This window comes from Pseudomonas sp. WOUb67 (assembly GCF_050058005.1).
Lineage (GTDB): Bacteria > Pseudomonadota > Gammaproteobacteria > Pseudomonadales > Pseudomonadaceae > Aquipseudomonas > Aquipseudomonas putida_R.
On sequence record NZ_CP170112.1, the window covers coordinates 1,855,386 to 1,874,577 of the forward strand.

At 61.6% G+C, this 19,192-nt stretch carries 16 protein-coding genes and 1 pseudogene; 7 read left to right on the plus strand and 10 right to left on the minus strand.

All coding sequences use genetic code 11. The features are described 5' to 3' along the window. Position 1: 1 nt before the first annotated feature. Both ABOC32_RS08365 and pyk read right to left on the minus strand, forming a co-directional pair. Positions 2-1,228, minus strand: a complete 1,227-nt coding sequence (locus ABOC32_RS08365; protein WP_426810706.1) for a hypothetical protein — start codon at positions 1,226-1,228, stop codon at positions 2-4. 117 nt (positions 1,229-1,345) lie between these two features. Further along, positions 1,346-2,800, minus strand: a complete 1,455-nt coding sequence (gene pyk / locus ABOC32_RS08370) for a pyruvate kinase (protein ID WP_043197785.1) — start codon at positions 2,798-2,800, stop codon at positions 1,346-1,348. 179 nt (positions 2,801-2,979) lie between these two features. Here pyk and ABOC32_RS08375 point away from each other — a divergent pair, with 179 nt between their 5' ends. The 3 genes from ABOC32_RS08375 to sbcB all read left to right on the plus strand — a co-directional run bounded on the left by ABOC32_RS08375 (position 2,980) and on the right by sbcB (position 5,325). After that, complete coding sequence (locus ABOC32_RS08375) at positions 2,980-3,366, plus strand: tetratricopeptide repeat protein (protein WP_234227652.1); 387 nt, start codon at positions 2,980-2,982, stop codon at positions 3,364-3,366. A gap of 123 nt (positions 3,367-3,489) precedes the next feature. Next, positions 3,490-3,849: a PilZ domain-containing protein gene (locus tag ABOC32_RS08380; protein ID WP_016498107.1), complete on the plus strand. Its 360-nt coding sequence runs from the start codon at positions 3,490-3,492 to the stop codon at positions 3,847-3,849. 42 nt (positions 3,850-3,891) lie between these two features. After that, positions 3,892-5,325 carry an exodeoxyribonuclease I gene (gene sbcB / locus ABOC32_RS08385; protein WP_426810707.1) on the plus strand — a complete coding sequence of 478 codons (1,434 nt, stop codon included), beginning with the start codon at positions 3,892-3,894 and terminating at the stop codon, positions 5,323-5,325. A 73-nt stretch (positions 5,326-5,398) separates the two neighbouring features. Here the strand turns inward: sbcB and mvaT are convergent, their stop codons facing one another. Continuing rightward, complete coding sequence (gene mvaT / locus ABOC32_RS08390; protein ID WP_016498109.1) at positions 5,399-5,776, minus strand: histone-like nucleoid-structuring protein MvaT; 378 nt, start codon at positions 5,774-5,776, stop codon at positions 5,399-5,401. A gap of 284 nt (positions 5,777-6,060) precedes the next feature. Here mvaT and purU point away from each other — a divergent pair, with 284 nt between their 5' ends. Further along, positions 6,061-6,912: a formyltetrahydrofolate deformylase gene (purU, locus tag ABOC32_RS08395; RefSeq protein ID WP_426810708.1), complete on the plus strand. Its 852-nt coding sequence runs from the start codon at positions 6,061-6,063 to the stop codon at positions 6,910-6,912. Between the two features lie 288 nt (positions 6,913-7,200). Here purU and ABOC32_RS08400 read toward each other — a convergent pair whose 3' ends face one another. The 5 genes and pseudogenes from ABOC32_RS08400 to ABOC32_RS08420 all read right to left on the minus strand — a co-directional run. Continuing rightward, positions 7,201-8,193, minus strand: coding sequence for a lysylphosphatidylglycerol synthase transmembrane domain-containing protein (locus ABOC32_RS08400; RefSeq protein ID WP_426810709.1), 993 nt, complete (start codon positions 8,191-8,193; stop codon positions 7,201-7,203). Continuing rightward, complete coding sequence (locus tag ABOC32_RS08405; RefSeq protein ID WP_426810710.1) at positions 8,190-8,954, minus strand: DUF2334 domain-containing protein; 765 nt, start codon at positions 8,952-8,954, stop codon at positions 8,190-8,192. The genes ABOC32_RS08400 and ABOC32_RS08405 overlap by 4 nt, the downstream gene beginning before the upstream one ends. Then, positions 8,947-10,068 (minus strand): glycosyltransferase family 4 protein, encoded by a 1,122-nt coding sequence (locus ABOC32_RS08410; protein WP_426810711.1) that lies wholly within the window; start codon positions 10,066-10,068, stop codon positions 8,947-8,949. Before ABOC32_RS08410 ends, ABOC32_RS08405 begins: the two co-directional genes overlap by 8 nt. Positions 10,069-10,306: 238 nt before the next feature. Continuing rightward, positions 10,307-11,071 (minus strand): methyl-accepting chemotaxis protein, encoded by a 765-nt coding sequence (locus ABOC32_RS08415; protein ID WP_372340008.1) that lies wholly within the window; start codon positions 11,069-11,071, stop codon positions 10,307-10,309. 93 nt (positions 11,072-11,164) lie between these two features. Further along, positions 11,165-12,181 (minus strand): annotated as a pseudogene (locus ABOC32_RS08420) (cache domain-containing protein); the annotation flags it as partial. Between the two features lie 170 nt (positions 12,182-12,351). On the opposite strand from ABOC32_RS08420, the gene ABOC32_RS08425 reads away from it, so the two are divergent. Continuing rightward, positions 12,352-13,827, plus strand: coding sequence for a helicase HerA-like domain-containing protein (locus ABOC32_RS08425; RefSeq protein ID WP_426810712.1), 1,476 nt, complete (start codon positions 12,352-12,354; stop codon positions 13,825-13,827). A 177-nt stretch (positions 13,828-14,004) separates the two neighbouring features. Here ABOC32_RS08425 and ABOC32_RS08430 read toward each other — a convergent pair whose 3' ends face one another. Together ABOC32_RS08430 and ABOC32_RS08435 are read right to left on the minus strand one after the other, a co-directional pair. Further along, entirely contained in the window at positions 14,005-15,477 is a 1,473-nt protein-coding gene (locus ABOC32_RS08430; protein WP_043197772.1) for an inorganic phosphate transporter, read from the minus strand. A gap of 311 nt (positions 15,478-15,788) precedes the next feature. Next, positions 15,789-15,989, minus strand: coding sequence for a hypothetical protein (locus ABOC32_RS08435; protein WP_016488886.1), 201 nt, complete (start codon positions 15,987-15,989; stop codon positions 15,789-15,791). A gap of 543 nt (positions 15,990-16,532) precedes the next feature. On the opposite strand from ABOC32_RS08435, the gene pcaR reads away from it, so the two are divergent. After that, a complete protein-coding gene (gene pcaR / locus ABOC32_RS08440; RefSeq protein ID WP_033732052.1) occupies positions 16,533-17,342 on the plus strand; it encodes a pca regulon transcriptional regulator PcaR in 810 nt (269 codons plus the stop codon). 321 nt (positions 17,343-17,663) lie between these two features. Next, positions 17,664-19,010 carry an MFS transporter gene (locus ABOC32_RS08445; protein WP_426810713.1) on the plus strand — a complete coding sequence of 449 codons (1,347 nt, stop codon included), beginning with the start codon at positions 17,664-17,666 and terminating at the stop codon, positions 19,008-19,010. The last annotated feature ends 182 nt before the right edge of the window (positions 19,011-19,192 follow it).

The window sequence follows — 19,192 nt, forward strand, 5'->3', positions numbered from 1 at the left end:
ATCACAGCTGCGTAAGGCATCGGATCAGGGAGCCACGGGGAAGGTTGGGATTGGTACTCATGACATGCACCATGGTCTTGCCGGTATCGAGGATCTCACAGCGCCTGGCAGCAGTCGTGCCGTCGATGAGAATGTACCCGGTGCCGTCGTCTGCGAAGGACTCGTCGAGTTCTCCATTGGCATGGAAACGGCCAATCAGCATCGGTGCGTCTGGCCCTCGGGTCCATATGCCTGTTGCCAGTATCGGGCTGTCAGCATTCAGGGGGGAGTACGCGGCGAGCTGATTCCAGGCAAGGCTGTAATAGCGTTCCAGCAGTGGTGAGCGGAACGATTCATCAATGACGCCTTGATCATTCAACGCCACCATCAAGCCCCCTCGCTTGTCACCCATGCCGCAGCCGATGATGCGGTTTGCGGCCGGCAACACCAGGAAATTCTCCAGGATTTTCAGGGTGTCGGGGAAATCGGCGAAGCCACCGGTTCCAAAGCCACTGTTGTATTCGCCTGCTGGACCAAGCGATACCACGCAGCCGCCGACTGGCACGCTATTGGCGTTATAGACTCTCGCGCATACCAAAATGCCCTGATCACTGGCGTAGAGGTTCAAACCATGAAGCCAGTTGCCATCCCCGCGCGTGAGTTCCTTGTAACCTGTGCCATTGAAGCTGGGGACCAGGTTACCGTCGCGATCGAACTTCATCAGCACGGTATCAAGACCGAAGAAGTTGCCCAGTACCAGGATGTCATTGCCGATTGAGCTCACATGACATTGCATGGCAGGGGGCGTCGAAAAGGCTCTATGCCGCGCTTGCCTTAGCGTTGCAGGACGCTTGATGACCTGATGCCCATCCTCGCCGAAGCGTGTGTCCAGGATACCGTTTTTGTCGAAGCGAGCCAGCGCTGGAACACCATCGAAGAAATAGGATTGGTCCGAGGTCAGGCCGATGATCAATAGCGCGCCGCCATCCAGTTGCGTGATGCTGTAGGCCAGCGATTGCTTGTGTCCAAAGCTGCCGGTCGTGATGCCTCCGGTGCCGAAGGAGGTATCCAGATCACCATTTTTCTTGAGGCGGAAGAGGGCGTAATGAGGGTTTTCGTCGACATAAGCACTACCGACGCAGATGCGGCCCTCGTCAGTTTTCAGGGATGTTTCGATTGTGCCGATATTGTCCGGTATCTTCGCTGTGTATTCGGGGTCGATCAGCGAATTTGCGATAGGGTTTGCCATGACGAGCCTCCTGGACCAATGGGGTCCATGTAGGCTCTGCTCAGCCAGCGCATCTCACAACTGGCAGAAATATCAGGTTGAAAAAAAAAGGGCCGCTAATGCGGCCCTTTCTATACATCAACCCACCAGCGGATCACCGACATGCAGGATCTTCATGCCGTTGGTGCCACCGATGGTGTGGTAGCTGTCCCCTTTGGTCAGGATCACCCAGTCACCCTGTTCCACCAGGCCACGCTTGAGCAGTTCGTCGACTGCCGCCTGGCTTACCTTGTCGGCCGGCAGCGAGGCCGGGTCGAAGGCAATCGGGTAGACGCCGCGGAACATCGAGGCGCGAGCCTGGGTAGCGCGGTGCGGCGACAGGGCGAAGATCGGCACGTGCGAACGCAGGCGCGACATGATCAGCGGGGTGTAGCCGCTTTCGGTCAGGGCGATGATCGCCTTCACGCCCGGGAAGTGGTTGGCCGTGTACATGGCCGCCAAGGCGATGCTTTCGTCGCAACGCTCGAAGGTGGTGTGCAGGCGGTGGCTGGACTTCTGGTTGGTCGGGTGCTTTTCGGCACCTTGGCAAATCCGCGCCATGGCCTGTACGGCTTCGATCGGGTAGGAACCGGCAGCACTTTCGGCCGACAGCATCACCGCGTCGGTGTTGTCCAGCACGGCGTTGGCCACGTCGGACACTTCAGCGCGGGTCGGCATCGGGTTCTGGATCATCGACTCCATCATCTGGGTCGCCACGATCACCGCCTTGTTGTTGCGGCGAGCGTGCTGGATGATCTTTTTCTGGATGCCGATCAGCTCGGCGTCGCCGATTTCCACACCCAGGTCGCCACGGGCAACCATCACCGCGTCGGAGGCGGCGATCAGCTTGTCGAGGGTCTCGTCGTCGGCAACCGCTTCGGCGCGTTCGATCTTGGCCACCAGCCAGGCGCTGCCGCCGGCTTCGTCACGCAGCTTGCGTGCGTATTCCATGTCGCTGGCGTCACGCGGGAAGGAAACGGCCAGGTAGTCCAGGTCCATTTCCGCAGCCAGCTTGATGTCGGCCTTGTCTTTTTCGGTCAGGGCCGGTGCGGTCAGGCCGCCACCTTTACGGTTGATGCCTTTGTGGTCCGACAGCGGGCCACCGATGATCACCACGCAGTGCAGGGCGTCTGCAGTGGCGGTTTCGACGCGCATGACCACACGGCCATCGTCGAGCAGCAGTTCGTCACCGACGCCGCAGTCCTTGACCAGGTCGGGATAGTCGATACCGACGATGTCCTGGTTGCCTTCGGTCAGCGGGTGGGCGGTGGAGAAGGTGAACTTGTCACCGATCTTCAATTCGATGCGCTTGTTGGCGAACTTGGCGATGCGGATCTTCGGACCCTGCAGGTCGCCCAGCAGCGCGACATGGCGGCCGTTCTTGGCGGCGATGTCACGGATCAGGCGGGCGCGGGCCTTGTGCTCGTCCGGGGTGCCGTGGGAGAAGTTCAGGCGTGCCACGTCCAGGCCGGCAAGGATCAGTTGCTCGATCACTTCCGGCGAGTTGCTGGCGGGGCCAAGGGTGGCGACGATTTTGGTACGGCGGATGGTCATGCACAGACTCCTATAGTGAAGCGCAGCGAAAGGCTACTCCTGAATCTCGCTGTAGTCATTGTTCCGTTGCACTACCTGCGACCAAGGCAGGGTGGCATTTGAACGGTCGGGGTATCCTTGCAAAAGCCTGTGAAGATTTGTTGGCGTTGGCCGATACACAGGCATCAAAGGAGATCCCCATGCGAGCCCTGATCGTTTTAGCCCTGGCGGCCAGCGCCGTCGGCTGCACCCGCTGGTCCATGGACCACCACCTGAACAATGCCTACCGCGCCTATGACCGTGGCGACTGCGCACGGGTCATGCTGGAGCTGTCGCAGGTTGACCGCACCAGCCGGTCGCGGCCTTTCATCCACCCGGAGGTGTCGCTGCTGCGTGGCCAGTGCCTGGAGCGCCAGGCGCTGTACGTGGATGCCGCGCAGACTTACCAGTACCTGATCCAGCAATACCCGGGCAACGAGTACGCCTATCGTGCCCGGGCACGCCTGCAGACCCTTGAAAAACTTGGCCATGCCCGTAGCGGCGAAGCGGCTGTGGCCAGCCCGGTGACGACTGCACCTTGGCGATAACACCAAGGTGTGGTTTATTTCACGAGATTTGCAGCGCGCCCTGCGCTAATCTGTAACTCAGCTGTTACAACAACCGCCAGTACCTTGTATTCCTGGCATCAGGTACGGAATACACTCGCGATCATGTTCAACAAGCGCCACATCGAACGCCATCAACTGCCTTGTGTCCTCAAGGTATTCAACCGTTTTACCGGTCAAGAAATCGGCCAGCTGGGTAATGCCTCCGAGGATGGCTTGATGGTAATCAGCCAGCTGCCTGTGCTGGTGGGGCCCGATTACGAACTGCAATTGCGCTTGCCGCTGGTCGGCGGCGGGCATCAGTTCGTCAACCTGACCGCCAGTTGCCTGTGGTGCCGCGAAGACCAGACGCCCGGGCACTACGATTCGGGCTTCATGCTGTTGCAGGCGCCCCGCGAATTCGACGAGTTCGTGCGCTCACTGCGTGATTATTTCAGTTTCCTTCCTGCCAACGCTTCTGTCTGAGGCTGCGCTAGAATCGGGTCGACCTTGATACAGGACGACCCCGTGACCTCCAGCATTTTCTGGCACGACTACGAAACCACCGGCATCAACCCGCGCTGCGACCGGCCACTGCAGGTGGCCGGTGTGCGCACCGATTTCGACCTTAACGAAATCGACGAGCCGATCAGCCTTTATTGCCGGCCTTCCGACGACATCCTGCCGCACCCTGCGGCTTGCCTGGTAACTGGCATCACCCCGCAGTTGCTGGCCGAGCAAGGCCTGTGCGAGGCCGAATTCATGACCCGGGTGCATGCGCAACTGGCGCAGCCGGGTACCTGTGGCGCTGGCTACAACACCCTGCGCTTCGACGATGAAGTGACCCGCTACAGTTTGTACCGTAACTTTTTCGACCCGTATGCCCGGGAGTGGCAGGGCGGTAACAGCCGCTGGGACCTGATCGACATCGTGCGCACCGCCTACGCCTTGCGCCCTGACGGTATTCAATGGCCGCAACAGGACGGGCGCACCAGCCTGCGCCTTGAACTGTTGAGCAAGGCCAATGGCATTGACCATGGGCATGCCCACGAAGCGCTTTCCGACGTGCGGGCAACCATTGCCCTGGCCCGTCTGATTCGGCAAAAACAGCCCAAGTTGTATGACTGGCTCTTCCAGTTGCGCAGCAAGCATAAAGTGATGGAACAGATTCGTTTGTTGCAGCCACTGGTGCATATATCGGGGCGCTTCTCGGCGGCGCGCAATTACCTGGGTGTCGTATTGCCATTGGCCTGGCACCCGCGTAATCGCAATGCACTGATCGTCTGCGACTTGCATCAGGAATCCCTACCGTTACTAAGGGAAAGTGCTGAGGTTCTACGCCAGCGCTTGTATACCCGTCACGATGCGCTGGCCGAGGGTGAATTACCGGTGCCGCTCAAAGTGGTGCAGATCAATCGCTGCCCGGTACTGGCGCCACTTTCGGTATTGCGCCCGGCCGATCAACAACGATTGGGCCTGGACTTGACGTTGTTACAATTGCGCGGCGAACAGTTGGCTAATCAACAGGCGCAATGGCAAGACAAGCTGGAGCACATCTACGGCAAGGAAGACTTTGCCCCGAGTGAAGACCCGGAACAACAGTTGTATGACGGTTTTGTCGGGGACCGCGACCGCCGCTTATGTGAGCAAGTGCGTGCGCTGGAGCCCGCGCAGTTGGGCCGTGGGCAGTGGATGTTCGATGACCCGCGGTTACCGGAATTGCTGTTCCGCTATCGGGCGCGCAACTTCCCTGAGACCTTGACCAGCGAAGAACGCCAGCGCTGGTATGGCTTCTGTCAGCAGCGCCTGAGTGACCCGCAGTGGGGAGCCCCCAATACGCTGGGCGACTTCGAAGAGGCGCGTCAGCAGGCCTGGGAAGGCGCTGACGAGGCTGGCCGGCGCGTGCTGGAGGCTTGGCAAATGCATGCCCGGCAATTGCAGACACAATTTGCAATTGGCTGACAGCGGTGCAAACAAAAACGCCGGCAATGTGCCGGCGTTTTTGTTGCGATAAGCAAAAGGCAAATGCGGACAATCAGTCCAGCAGGGTTGCCCAGCTCTCAACCACATCACCACCCCAAGTGGCTTTCCACTCTTTCAGGGTCTTGTGGTTGCCGCCTTTGGTTTCGATCACTTCACCGTTGTGCGGGTTTTTGTATTGCTTGACCTTGCGCGCACGTTTGGTGGCAGTAGGCTTGACCGCGCCGCGAGGTGCTTTGCTCAGTTTCGACTCTGGGTCGAGCAGGGCAATCACGTCGCGCAGCGACTTGGAGTACTCGCCCATCAGCGTGCGCAGTTTGCCTTCGAACTCCAGTTCTTTCTTCAGCTTGTCATCCTGCGACAGGTTGGCCAGGCGGGCCTGAAGTTCCTTGATGGCTTCTTCGGTAGCGCGGTACTCGTTGATCAGGGACATGGAGTGTTCCTTTAATGCGTGTTCAGAAATGTGTGGGCCAATAATAGACAGGCCATACTCGCAAGTAAACATGATATTCCGCGATTAACTGTTAATTAAGCTGTGACAACATTTCTCTACGTGAACAAAAATTTACTTAAAAATCCCGTGTTTCGTCACGTCTGTCAGACAATGCCTGCGCCGCGAATGCTGAACGGCATACGAGGCGCGGCTGCGATCAATACTGCGTTTTTTGTGGTGGGCCGCTAGAATGGGCCCTTTTACGAAGTTCTGGAGTCTCATTCATGCGCACCTATCGTCTGGTGATCGCCTGCCCCGACCGTGTAGGCATCGTGGCGAAAGTCAGTAATTTCCTGGCCTTGTACAATGGCTGGATCAACGAAGCCAGCCACCACTCTGATGAGCAGAGCGGTTGGTTCTTCATGCGCCATGAAATCCGCGCCGAATCGCTGCCGTTCGGTATCGAAGCCTTCCGCGAGGCGTTTGCGCCGATTGCCGAAGAGTTCTCCATGACCTGGCGCATTACCGACTCGGCGCAGAAAAAGCGTGTGGTGCTGATGGCCAGTCGCGAGTCGCACTGCCTGGCCGACCTGCTGCACCGCTGGCACACCGATGAACTGGATTGCGAGATCCCTTGCGTTATTTCCAACCACGACGACCTGCGCAGCATGGTCGAGTGGCATGGCATTCCGTTCTTCCACGTCCCGGTTGACCCCAAGGACAAGGCACCGGCCTTCGCCGAAGTGTCGCGCCTGGTCCAGGAGCACGCCGCCGATGTGGTGGTGCTGGCCCGTTACATGCAGATCCTGCCGCCGCAACTGTGCCGGGACTATGCTGAAAAGGTGATCAACATCCACCACAGCTTCCTGCCGTCGTTCGTCGGCGCCAAGCCTTACCACCAGGCCTCCCTGCGTGGCGTGAAGCTGATTGGCGCGACCTGCCACTACGTCACCGAAGAGCTGGACGCCGGCCCGATCATCGAGCAGGACGTGGTGCGTGTCAGCCATGCCGACAGCATCGAGGACATGGTCCGCTTTGGTCGTGATGTGGAGAAGATGGTGCTGGCCCGTGGCCTGCGTTATCACCTGGAAGACCGGGTGCTGGTGCATGGCAACAAGACTGTTGTTTTTGATTGATGATGCAGGGGCTGCTTTGCAGCCCATCGCCGGCAAGCCAGCTCCCACAGGGATTGCACACGGCTTGAGGTCTCTGTGATCGGGGTGGGAGCTGGCTTGCCGGCGAAAGGGGCGCACAGCGCCCCCGGCAATCTCGAAAGGAACCCTTGATGGCCAAGCAACGCAACACCCCCACCGCCTCATCGCCTCCCACCCTGGGCGAAGGCTGCCTGGCCCGCTACGACCCCGAAGCCCTGGATGACACCGACGGCACCGACTTCCCCGGCGCTGCCGAACTCTGGCAACAGCTCAACCCGCCTGACGCCGCCAGCGCTCCAGCAACGGACGCGCCAGCAGGCACACGAACACCGGCCCACCCGCCAGCAGATAAAAGTAGTAAGTAACCGCCCGCCATATCAGGATCGCCGCCGCTGCGGTCGAACTGCCCACCCATGGCGTCAGCAGGCTGGCCGAGGTCAGCTCGGCGGCACCGGCGCCCCCTGGCAGCAGGCTGAACTGGCCGGCACTGAGCGACAGCATCTGCACCAGAAAGCTGGGGATCCATGCCAGGTCCACCCCCAACCCCCTCAATACCAGATACAACACGCTGTAGCGCAGGCCCCAGTGTATGCAGGTCAGGGTGAACACCAGGCTTAACGTGCGCTTGGGCAACTGCCAGGTCTGCGCCAGTGCGTGTATGAAGTGCATCAGTTTGCGTGCCCAGCGGCGTTTGCGCTGCTGGCTCATGCCCAGGCGCCGTAGCAGCCTGCCGTTCAAGCGCATGACCTGGCGGCGGTAGCGCAGCAACCCGACTACACCGGCCAGTGCTGTGCACAATAGCAGCGCACTGCCCAGCAACATGCTTTCCTGGCTGCGGCCCAGGCTGTGGAACAGCGCGTAGCCCGCTATCGCCAGCATTGCGCAGAAGAAGAACACCAGGTCGTTCAACTGGTCCATGGCGAATGCCGCGCCGCTGCGTGCCGGGCTGATGCGGTCACGTGCCAGCAGGGCCATGAGGGTCAAGGGCCCGCCGCTGCCGCCGGGCGTGGTGCAGATGGCAAATTCGGTGGCCATTACCACGCCAAAACTACGCAGCGGCCCAAGCCTGGCACCTTGCTGGCCGAGCAACAGCCGCAGGCGGATGGCATTGATGGCCCAGCACAACAGGATCATGCCCAGCAGGGTAAGCATCAGCACAGGGTCGAAGCGTTGCAGCCTCGGCAGCAGCTCGCTGCCACCGAGCAGGATTGGCACCAGCAACGCAGCGAGCAGTGCCAGGCCCAGCCAGGCCAGGCGGTTCATGCGTGGGCCTGGCGGTCCAGCCAGGCCGACTTGGTCAGTGGCTCGCGGCCTTGAGCCAGCAGGCTGCGCAAGGTGTTCAGCCAGTATTCACGGGAGGTGCGGTGGCGCATGTCCACCGGGTGTAAGCCCAGGCGCAGGGTCTCGGCGTGGCGCCAACGGCGGCATTGCCAGTCGCACAGCACCCTGGAAAGCCCTCGGCGCCAGGCGCTGCGGGCACTCCATACCAGCCCCGGGGCTTCGATCGCGGTGAAGTCCGGCAAGCGGTACAGGTGCTGTGGCGTGCTGGTGTAAAGCAGCGGCAGGCAGCGCAGGGCCTGGCGGGTACCTTCGCTCATCAGCCAGGCCGGCGCGACAAAGCCGGCGACAGGCCAGCCCTGCTGGTGGAACAGTGCCAGGCCACGTTCCAGCCGTTGCAGGGCCTGTTGCTGGTCGAGGCTGTAGAACTCACCTTCATGGGTGTAGATACGGCGCATGAAGTAGTCGCCGGGCGTGCGTGGCGGCGGGCCGTTGTCGGCATGGTAATAGCCGTGCAGGGCCAGTTCATCGCCCTGGGCCAGGCGCCGGTCAAGCAGGCGGCAGAAGGTGGGTGAACGCAGCAGCAGGTTGCGCTGGTGAAAGTCCGGCACCACCAGCCAGGTCATGGGAATGCCGCCAAGGGCGTCCACGGCCTCGACGAAGGGTTGGTAGTCTGGCCAGGTTTCGGGCGCGACATCGTGCAGCACCAGCATCAGGCTGCGCGATGCCGGCCGTGCCTCAACCATGAGCACGGGCCTGCGGCGGATGGCCGAGTACGGCCTGGTAGTGCTGCAGCAGGCCGCAGACCACGTTGTCCCACGAATAGTGCTGCTCCACGTGGCGGCGAGCCTGCGCCCCGAGTGTGCGTACGCCGGCCTCGAACGCTTCGCGCACGGCCGCCGCCATGGCCTTGCCATCGTTGGGGCGGCACAGGCGCCCGCACTGCTCGTTGACGATTTCGCCGAAGGCTCCGGCGCGCACGGCCACCACGGGGGTGGCGCTGGCCATCGCTTCGAGTATGACCAGGCCGAAGGTTTCCTGGTCTCCGGCGTGCACCAGCAAGTCGGCGCTGGCCAGCAGCCGGGCAACTTCCGGGGCTGGGCAGAAATGGTCGATCACGCTGACGTTGCGCGGCACGTTGGCCGGCATGTTCGAGCCCACCAGCAGCAGGTGGTAGGGACTACCTAGCTGCTGCATGCAGTCGAGCAGCACGGGCAGGTTCTTTTCCCGCGAGCCTCGGCCGGCATAGATCAGCAGGCGGCTGTTGTCGGCAATGCCCAGTTCCGCACGCAGGTGCGGGTCGCGCTGCTCAGGGGTGAAGGTGGCCAGGTCCACGCCCAGGCGCTGCACATGTACATCGCGAACGCCCAGGCGGCGCAGTTTGTCGGCCATTACCTGGCTGGGCGCGAGCACCCGGTCGAAATTGCCGTACAGCTTGCTGACATAGGCCTCGACATTGGGCGTGAACCAGTTGCCCATACGGTTGCTGACCAGCAACGGCAGGTCGGAATGGTAGAAACCGATCACCGGCACATCGAGTTGACGCCGTGCCTCCAGCGCTGCCCAGGCGGTCAGGTAGGGGTCGCCGACTTCGATCAGGTCGGGCTTGAGCCGGCGCAGTTCACTGCACCAGGGGGCCAGGCGCACCGGGAAGCGGTAACCCTTGCCGAATGGCAGCGGCGGGGCGGGCACCTGGTAGATGCCATCGGCGTGCTGTGCGCTGGCACCGGGGATCAGCAGGCTGTGGCGTACGCCGTGAATGGCGTCGAGGCGGCGGTGTTTGGCATCAAGATAGGTACGTACGCCGCCGCTGGCCGGGGCGTAGAACATGGTGATGTCGGCGATGTGCACGATCAGCATCCCTCCGGGATCATCTTCGGGTCCGTCATCCGGCGGTAATTGCCGGCGATGACGCGCCTAAAGGTGGACCTTTCAGAAGGATAGTTTGTTCGATCGGTTTGAGGAGAGGGGGAGTTCGCAATCCTTGTAGGAGCAGCCTTGATCTGCGAAGAGGCCGGTGAAGGCAACACAGCTGTGTTGCCGGTACCGGCCTCTTCGCAGCACAAGGCTGCTCCTACAGAGGAGGGTGTAGCTCCGGTCAGATGCGGAAGCTGCCTACCAGGTGTTTCAGGCGGCCGGCCTGCTGCTCAAGGTCCGAACAGGCGCGCAGGGTGGCTTGCAGGTTCTCCACGCCTTCCTGGTTGAGCATGTTGATTTCGTTGATGTCCATGTTGATCGCCTCGACCACGGCGGTCTGCTCTTCGGTGGCGGTGGCCACCGACTGGTTCATGCCATCGATCTCGCCGATGCGCACGGTAACGCTGTCCAGCCGCTCACCGGCCTGGTTGGCGATCTGCACGCTGTCCTGGCTGTGGCGCTGGCTCTGGTCCATGGTCTCGACCGACTCGCGGGCACCCACCTGCAGTTCTTCGATCATGGTCTGCACTTGCTGCGCCGATTCCTGGGTGCGGTGCGCCAGGTTGCGTACTTCGTCGGCCACCACGGCAAAGCCGCGGCCGGCTTCACCGGCACGGGCCGCTTCGATGGCGGCGTTCAGCGCCAGCAGGTTGGTCTGCTGGGAAATGCTGGTGATCACTTCGAGGATCTGGCCAATGTTGACGGTCTTGTTGTTCAGCGTCTCGATGTGCGCGCTGGAGGTGACGATCAGGTCGGACAGGCGGTTCATCGCCGCAATATTGCGCTCGACCACCTGTTGCCCCTCTTCGGCCAGCAGGCGAGCCGAACTGGCATGCTGCGATGCCTGGGCGGCGTTGCCGGCGATTTCCTGGGCGGCGGCGCCCAGTTCGTTGATGGCGGCGGCCACGCTGTTGGTACGGTTGGACTGCTCGTCAGAGTTGGTCATCGACGAGTTCGAGGCGCTGATCACACGCAGGGCCACTTCGTTGACCTGCTCGGTGGCCGAGGACACTTCGCTGATCGAGCTGTGGATGCGCTCGACGAAACGGTTGAAGGCGGTGCCCAGGATGCCGAACTCGTCGTGGTTGTGGATGCGCAGGCGTTTGGTCAGGTCGCCTTCACCCTCGGCGATGTCTTCCATGGCGCGGGTCATGGTGTGCAGCGGCTGCATCAGCACGCTGATCAGCAGGCCGAGCAGGCCGATGATGATCACCACCGCCACCACCGTGGCGATCACCGCCGAGGTGCGGAAGGTGCTGAGCATCGAGAAGGCCTTGTCCTTGTCCACCGACAGGCCGATGTACCAGTTGGCCGAAGGCAGGCCGGTGATTGGGGTAAAGGTCAGCAGGCGGGCCTGGCCTTCGCTCTGCACTTCGGTCAGCTCACCGGTCAGTTTCGGCGTGTGCTGCGGGAACAGGTCCGACAGCGACTTCATCACCAGGTCTTTGTCAGGGTGCACCAGGATCTTGCCCTGGTCGTTGACCAGGAAGGCGTAGCCCATGCCGCCGAAGTTCAGCGAGTTGATGATCTGCACCAGGCCGTCCAGGGCCAGGTCACCACCGACCACGCCGACACTGCTGGACACCTTGCTGAGAATGCCAATGACCATCTTGTTGGTGGTCATGTCGATGTACGGTTCGGTCAGGGTCGCGCCGGCGGCGTTCATGCCGTCCTTGTACCAGGGGCGGGTGCGCGGGTCGTAGCCATCTGGCATTTTTGCGTCCGGGCGTACGCTGAAACCGCCGTCCACCTTGCCCAGATAAACGGTAAGGAAGCTGGAAATGAGCGCATTCTGGCCCATCAGGGTTTCGGCGTTGGTGGGGTTCTGGGCAATGTTCTGGGCCAGGTTTTCCACCAGCTTGATACGGCCGTCGAACAGGTTGCGGATGTTGGTTGAAGTGGAGGCGCCCATCTCAGCCAGATAGTTTTCCAGGTCCTCGCGGATCGCATTACGCTGGAGGTAATCGTTGTAGAGCGTGAACAGGCTGAAGGCGAGTATCACGATCAATGATGCTGCCAAAAGAATCTTGTGGCTGAAACGAAGGCTTTTGTTCATGGCGTAATCGGTTCCGCTAAGGTGTTATATCAGGCGTTCGCACGGGTGGAGCCGCAAAGCAGTGCAACATCCCGAAAAGTCCCTTTTCGGTTGTTCCTCTCTAATTAAGGCGAATATCACCCAAAGGTATCGGCCGAATTAAGGCAAAGCTTGAGCAGAGGATTACAGAGATGTCGGAAACATCGACCATAGTTGTAGGTGCTGGCCCAGATGGCCAGCCAGTGGGGCAAGCGATGCGGCTGGCCAACCGCCATGGCCTGGTGGCGGGCGCGACGGGTACCGGCAAGACCGTGACCTTGCAGCACCTGGCGGAAGTGTTCAGCGACGCAGGGGTTGCCGTATTCGCGGCCGATGTCAAAGGCGACTTGTGTGGCCTGGGTGCTGCCGGCGCACCGCAGGGCAAGGTGGCCGAGCGAATCGCCGGCATGCCCTGGCTGGGGCATACGCCCCGGGCCTACCCGGTCAGCCTGTGGGACATCGCCGGGCAGTCTGGCCACCCGCTGCGCACTACCCTCAGTGAAATGGGGCCGTTGCTGTTGGGCAACCTCCTGGAGCTGACCGACAGCCAGCAGGCGGCGCTGTATGCGGCCTTCAAGGTGGCCGACCGGGAGGGCCTGTTGCTGCTGGACCTCAAGGACCTCAAGGCGCTGCTCGCGCACCTGAAGGACAACCCGCAATTGCTGGGTGAAGACAGTGCACTGATGACCACGGCCTCTACCCAGGCCTTGTTGCGGCGGCTGGCGACCCTGGAGCAGCAGGGCGCCGAGGCGCTGTTTGGCGAGCCGGCGCTGCAGCTCGAAGACCTGCTGCGGCCGGACACGGATGGCCGTGGACGCATCCACCTGCTCGACGCCAGCCGGCTGGTGCATGAGGCGCCCAAGGTGTACGCCACCTTCCTGCTGTGGCTGCTGGCCGAGCTGTTCGAGCAGTTGCCCGAGCGTGGAGATGCCGACAAGCCGGTGCTGGCCTTGTTCTTCGATGAAGCGCACTTGCTGTTCAACGGTACGCCCAAAGCGCTGCAGGACCGCCTGGAGCAGGTAGTGCGGCTGATCCGCTCCAAGGGCGTGGGGGTGTACTTCGTCACCCAGTCACCGGGTGACTTGCCGGATGCGGTGCTGGCCCAGTTGGGGTTGCGCATTCAGCATGGCCTGCGGGCGTTTACCGCCAAGGAGCAGAAGTCGCTGAGGGCAGTGGCCGATGGCTTTCGCCCGAACCCCGCGTTCGAAACCCTGGCGGTGCTGACCGAGCTGGGAATTGGCGAGGCGTTGGTGGGGACACTGGAAGAGAAGGGTACGCCTGCCATGGTGCAGCGTGTGCTGATTGCACCGCCGCAGTCGCGTATCGGGCCGTTGAGTGCGGCCGAGCGCAGTGCGCTGATTGCCGCTTCGCCGCTGGCAGGGCGCTATGACAAGCCGGTGGACCGTGAGTCGGCCTATGAAATGCTGACCCAGCGCAAGGGTGAGGCGGTGGAGCCGGCCCCGCAGCCGAAGGCGGATGAGGAGAGCTTTGCCGACAAGGCTGGGGACTTCTTGCAGAGTGCGGCGGGGCAGGCGATCAAATCGGCCGTGCGCCAGGCCGCCAACCAGTTGGGGCGGCAGTTGGTGCGCGGGTTGATGGGGTCGTTGCTGGGGGGCAAGAAAAGGTAGTTGGCCTGTGCCTTATCTGTAGGAGCAGCCTTGTGCTGCGAAGGGGCCGGCATGACGGGTAGAGGTGTATGAGCAGGGCCGGCCTCTTCGCAGCACAAGGCTGCTCCTACAAGGGGCGCGTTTGTTCGCAGATATGAAAAAGGCGCCCTTAGGCGCCTTTTTCTATTGCGGTATCACTCAGCCAATGGCTTTGGATGCCAGCCAGAACAGGCCGGCGGCCAGGCCCATCGACGCCGGCAGGGTCAGGATCCAGGCCAGCAGGATGGTCTTCACCGTGCCGCCTTGCAGGCCGCTCTTGTTGGCGACCATGGTGCCGGCCACGCCGGACGACAGCACATGGGTGGTCGATACCGGCAGGGCGAACACGTTGGCCATGCCGATGGCGCAGGCCGCGGTGATCTGGGCCGACATGCCCTGGGCATAGGTCATGCCCTGCTTGCCGATCTTCTCGCCAACGGTCAGTACCACACGCTTCCAGCCAACCATGGTGCCCAGGCCCAAGGCCAGGGCGACGGCCACGATCACCCAGAACGGTGCGTATTCGGTGGTGGCGGTCAGGTCTTTGCGCAGTTTTTCCAGGTCGGCCTTTTCACGGGCGTCGAGGCCTGGCAGCTTGCCAACCTTCTTCGCGGTGTCATCCAGGCACAGCAGGTAGCGACGCACTTCAACGCGCTTGTCGGCATCCAGGCTGTGGTAGTCGGTCACGCCCTGAAGCGAGGATTGCAGCGCGGCGATGGTCGGCTCGGTCTGCTGCGGGTTGCAGCTGAACTGCTCCGGCAGGTCGTTGGACTTGGCCTTGCCCAGTGCCAGGAACTCGCCCAGGGTGGCGGCGTTGCGCTGGTAGAACTGGCTCATGTGCAGGGTAGCGTCGCGGGTACGCTCGATCTGGTAGGTGGTGCTGTTCAGGTCGAGAACGAACTTGGCCGGGACAATACCGATCAGCACCAGCATGATCAGGCCGATGCCTTTCTGGCCGTCGTTGGAACCGTGCACGAAGCTCACGCCCATGGCCGAAACAACCAGGACCATGCGGTTCCAGAATGGCGGGTGCTTCTTGTCGTCGAGCTTGCGGCGCTGGTCGGGGGTCTTGTGCATCTTCGACAGCGGGCGCCACCACTTCAGGCCGATCAGCACCAGGGCTGCAACGGCGAAGCCGGCCATTGGCGAAACCACCAGCGACATCGCGATGTCGATCGCCTTCTGCCAGTTGACGCCATCGGCCAGCGGGATGTCGTTGATTAGGGCGTTGGCCAGGCCGACACCGAGAATGGAGCCGATCAGCGTGTGCGAACTGGAGGCGGGGATGCCAAAGTACCAGGTGCCCAGGTTCCAGGTGATGGCCGCAGCCAGCAACGAGAAAACCATGGCCAGGCCGTGTCCGGTGTTCACATTGATCAGCAACTCTACCGGCAACAGGTGCACGATGGCGTAGGCCACCCCCACACCGCCGAGCAGAACGCCGAGGAAGTTGAACACGCCGGAGAAGAACACGGCGAGGTGCGGCGGCATGGCTTTGGTATAGATGACGGTAGCTACCGCGTTGGCGGTGTCATGAAAGCCATTGATGAACTCGAAGGCGAGTACGAAGGTCAAGGCGAGCAGCAGGCTCACCAACACCCAGGCATCCAGTCCGCTGAATAAATCGATCATGAAGGTTGTCTGGCGGGTATAGGGGGGCGGGATTATGCCAGAAAACCTTGGCAATCGATGCACCTGCTACAGACCGATGGCAATCTTCACGGGTTGAGCGCACCGTGCACGTAGGGGCCTCGAGGCAGAGAAATGTCGGCTAAAAAGCGCAAAGCCTGGGTAAATCAGGCAGAAAAGCGAAGAAATGGCCGATTCGCCATCATTCAAACGAGCGTATTAAATTTGTGTAAATCCATTTCATCTTCAGTCAGATGGTAAAGATCGACCGCGCCCGGGCTGGCCGGGCGACGACGCGCTGGCGTGGTCCCGGGTCAGGGATTGTCGCTGCGCAGTTCCTTTTCAATGCGTTCCAGTTCCTGGTTGAACGCCTGGTCGCGCACGCTGGCACGTTTGCGCCAAGGTTTGCGTTCCGGATCCGGTTGTGCGGCGTAAGTGGTGACTTCACCACCGTAAACATCCTTGTAACGTTCAGCCTGGCGCTCGAGTTCTGCGCGCAGTTCATCTTTCGTCACATGCAGTACCTGAATTAAGTGTAAGGACTGTTGTTATGCATTGTGCAGCATGCACATGCCTTGCTGGCCGCAACGGCTAGATACAGTGGAGGGTTCCATTACTACGCTAGCGCCGGGGCCTGCGCAATCGATTATAGCAACCGGTAATTCGCCGAACATCGTTATTTACCCAACCCTGACGTCATCTGACGCAAGTAGTGGCAGGTGCCGGTAAACAGTCTGGACGTTTCGTACAACTTAGAAAGGCATGGCGGATAAAAGTTCGCTGCAATGCCAGGGCGGGGCCCCAATGAAAAACGGCCTCGCCAAAAGGCGAGGCCGTTGCCTGGGGACTTCTACGGTGGGTACCTGACCAGTCTCTCCAAAGAAGCCACAAGTGGCAGGAGAAAGGTATAAGCAAAAGTGTCAGCGGTCAATTGCGATTATCGGCCGTTTGTTCGATAATCGCACGAACGGGCGTTTTTTTTGAGGTGTGCGATGAGTGACGAAACCCTGGTCAACGATCCGGTCAATCCAGAGCCGGCGCGACCCGCTTCGGCCGCCATGGCGCCGCCGATCGTGGCTTCCCCGGCCAAGCGCATCCAGGCGTTTACCGGCGATCCCGACTTCATGACCTCCCTGGCACGTGGCCTGGCCGTGATCCAGGCCTTCCAGGAGCGCAAGCGCCACCTGACCATCGCCCAGATCAGCCACCGCACCGAAATCCCACGCGCAGCGGTGCGCCGTTGCCTGCACACGCTGATCAAGCTGGGTTACGCCACCTCCGACGGGCGTACCTATTCGCTGTTGCCCAAAGTATTGACGTTGGGGCATGCCTACCTGTCGTCGACGCCGCTGGCGATTTCTGCCCAGCCTTATCTGGACCGTATCAGTGACCAGCTGCACGAGGCGGCCAACATGGCCACTCTCGAAGGCGATGACATTCTTTATATAGCCCGTTCGGCCACGGTGGAGCGGCTGATATCGGTCGATCTGTCGGTGGGCGGGCGCCTGCCGGCCTATTGCACATCGATGGGGCGCATCCTGCTGGCGGCGATGGATGACACCAGCCTGCGTGAATACCTTGAGCGTGCCGACCTGAAGGCGCGCACCAGCCGTACCCTGCATGACCCTGAGTCACTGTTCGCCTGCATCCAGCAGGTACGCGCCCAGGGCTGGTGCGTGGTGGACCAGGAGCTGGAGCAGGGGCTGCGTTCGATTGCCGTGCCGATCTACGACGCGTCGGGGCAGGTGTTGGCGGCGCTGAACGTAAGCACCCATGTCGGGCGGGTGACGCGTAGCGAGCTGGAGCAGCGTTTCCTGCCGATTCTGCTGGCGGCCAGCCGCGACCTCTGCCATCAGTTGTTTGGTTGAGATTATCGGGGCCGCAAATCGGCCCCAAATTAGAACAGGCAAAACTGTTTCCTGTGCGATAAACGCACAGTGTCGTTCCGGGTGAATTGCTTCACCTGCGCCCGCTGATTAATGTCTCTCGCAACGGTCGGCCCTGCCGACCGAACAAGAAAAACATAAGAGGCACTTACTATGATTACTGTCACCACGCTGCTGCGGCCGCACCCGCACGCAGTACCGTTGTATCCAGGCTGACGCAGGCCCTATTCCCCAATCATTGTCCTCTGTACCGGTTGCCCGCGTGCAGGGGTCTGGCTGTGCCCTACATTCTGGACAACAACAATGAACCAAGCACAAAACAGCGTCGGCAATAGCCTCGACGTCCAGTCGTTCATCAATCAGCAGCCGCTGTCCCGCTATCAGTGGCGGGTCGTGTTGCTGTGCTTCCTGATCGTCTTCCTCGATGGCCTGGACACGGCCGCCATGGGCTTCATCGCCCCGGCGCTGTCGCAGGAGTGGGGCATCGACCGGGCCAGCCTCGGCCCGGTGATGAGCGCCGCGTTGATCGGCATGGTGTTCGGTGCCCTGGGCTCCGGGCCGTTGGCTGACCGCTTCGGGCGTAAAGGCGTGCTGGTGGGCGCGGTGCTGGTGTTTGGCGGTTTCAGCCTGGCCTCGGCCTATGCCACCAACGTCGACCAGTTGCTGATACTGCGCTTTTTGACCGGCCTGGGCCTGGGTGCCGGTATGCCCAATGCCACCACGCTGCTGTCCGAATACACCCCTGAGCGCCTCAAGTCGCTGCTGGTCACCAGCATGTTCTGCGGCTTCAACCTGGGCATGGCCGGTGGTGGCTTCATATCCGCCAAGATGATCCCGGCCTATGGCTGGCACAGCCTGCTGGTCATCGGCGGCGTGCTGCCGCTGCTGCTGGCGCTGGTGTTGATGGTGTGGCTGCCGGAGTCGGCGCGGTTCCTGGTGGTGCGCAACCGGGGTACCGACAAGATACGCAAGACCCTGTCGCCCATTGCGCCGCAGGTGGTGGCCGAGGCGGGCAGCTTCTGTGTGCCAGAGCAAAAGGCCGTAGCGGCGCGCAGCGTGTTCGCGGTGATTTTCTCCGGCACCTACGGCCTGGGCACCATGTTGCTGTGGCTGACCTACTTCATGGGCCTGGTGATCGTCTACCTGCTGACCAGCTGGCTGCCAACCCTGATGCGTGACAGTGGCGCGAGCATGGAGCAGGCCGCGTTCATCGGTGCGCTGTTCCAGTTCGGCGGCGTGCTGAGTGCGGTGGGTGTGGGCTGGGCCATGGACCGCTACAACCCGCACAAGGTAATCGGCATTTTCTACCTGCTGGCCGGGGTGTTTGCCTACGCCGTGGGGCAGAGCCTGGGCAACATCACCGTGTTGGCCACCCTGGTGCTGATTGCGGGTATGTGCGTGAACGGTGCGCAGTCGGCGATGCCGTCGCTGGCGGCACGCTTCTACCCGACCCAGGGCCGTGCCACGGGTGTATCGTGGATGCTGGGTATCGGCCGTTTCGGTGCGATTCTCGGGGCCTGGAGCGGCGCGACGCTGCTGGGGCTGGGGTGGAACTTCGAGCAGGTGCTGACGGCATTGCTGGTGCCTGCGGCGCTGGCGACCGTAGGTGTGATCGTGAAAGGGTTGGTCAGCCACGCCGACGCGACCTGACCCAATGGCCTCATCGCCGGCAAGCCAGCTCCCACAGGATGACACAAGGCCAGAGGCCGGTGCCGTACCTGTGGGAGCTGGCTTGCCGGCGATGAGGCCGGTACTGGCAACGAAGGGGAGATAGTTAGGGATGCAATAATTGGTTCGATAACCGCACGGATAGTCGATTATCGGATTGTAAG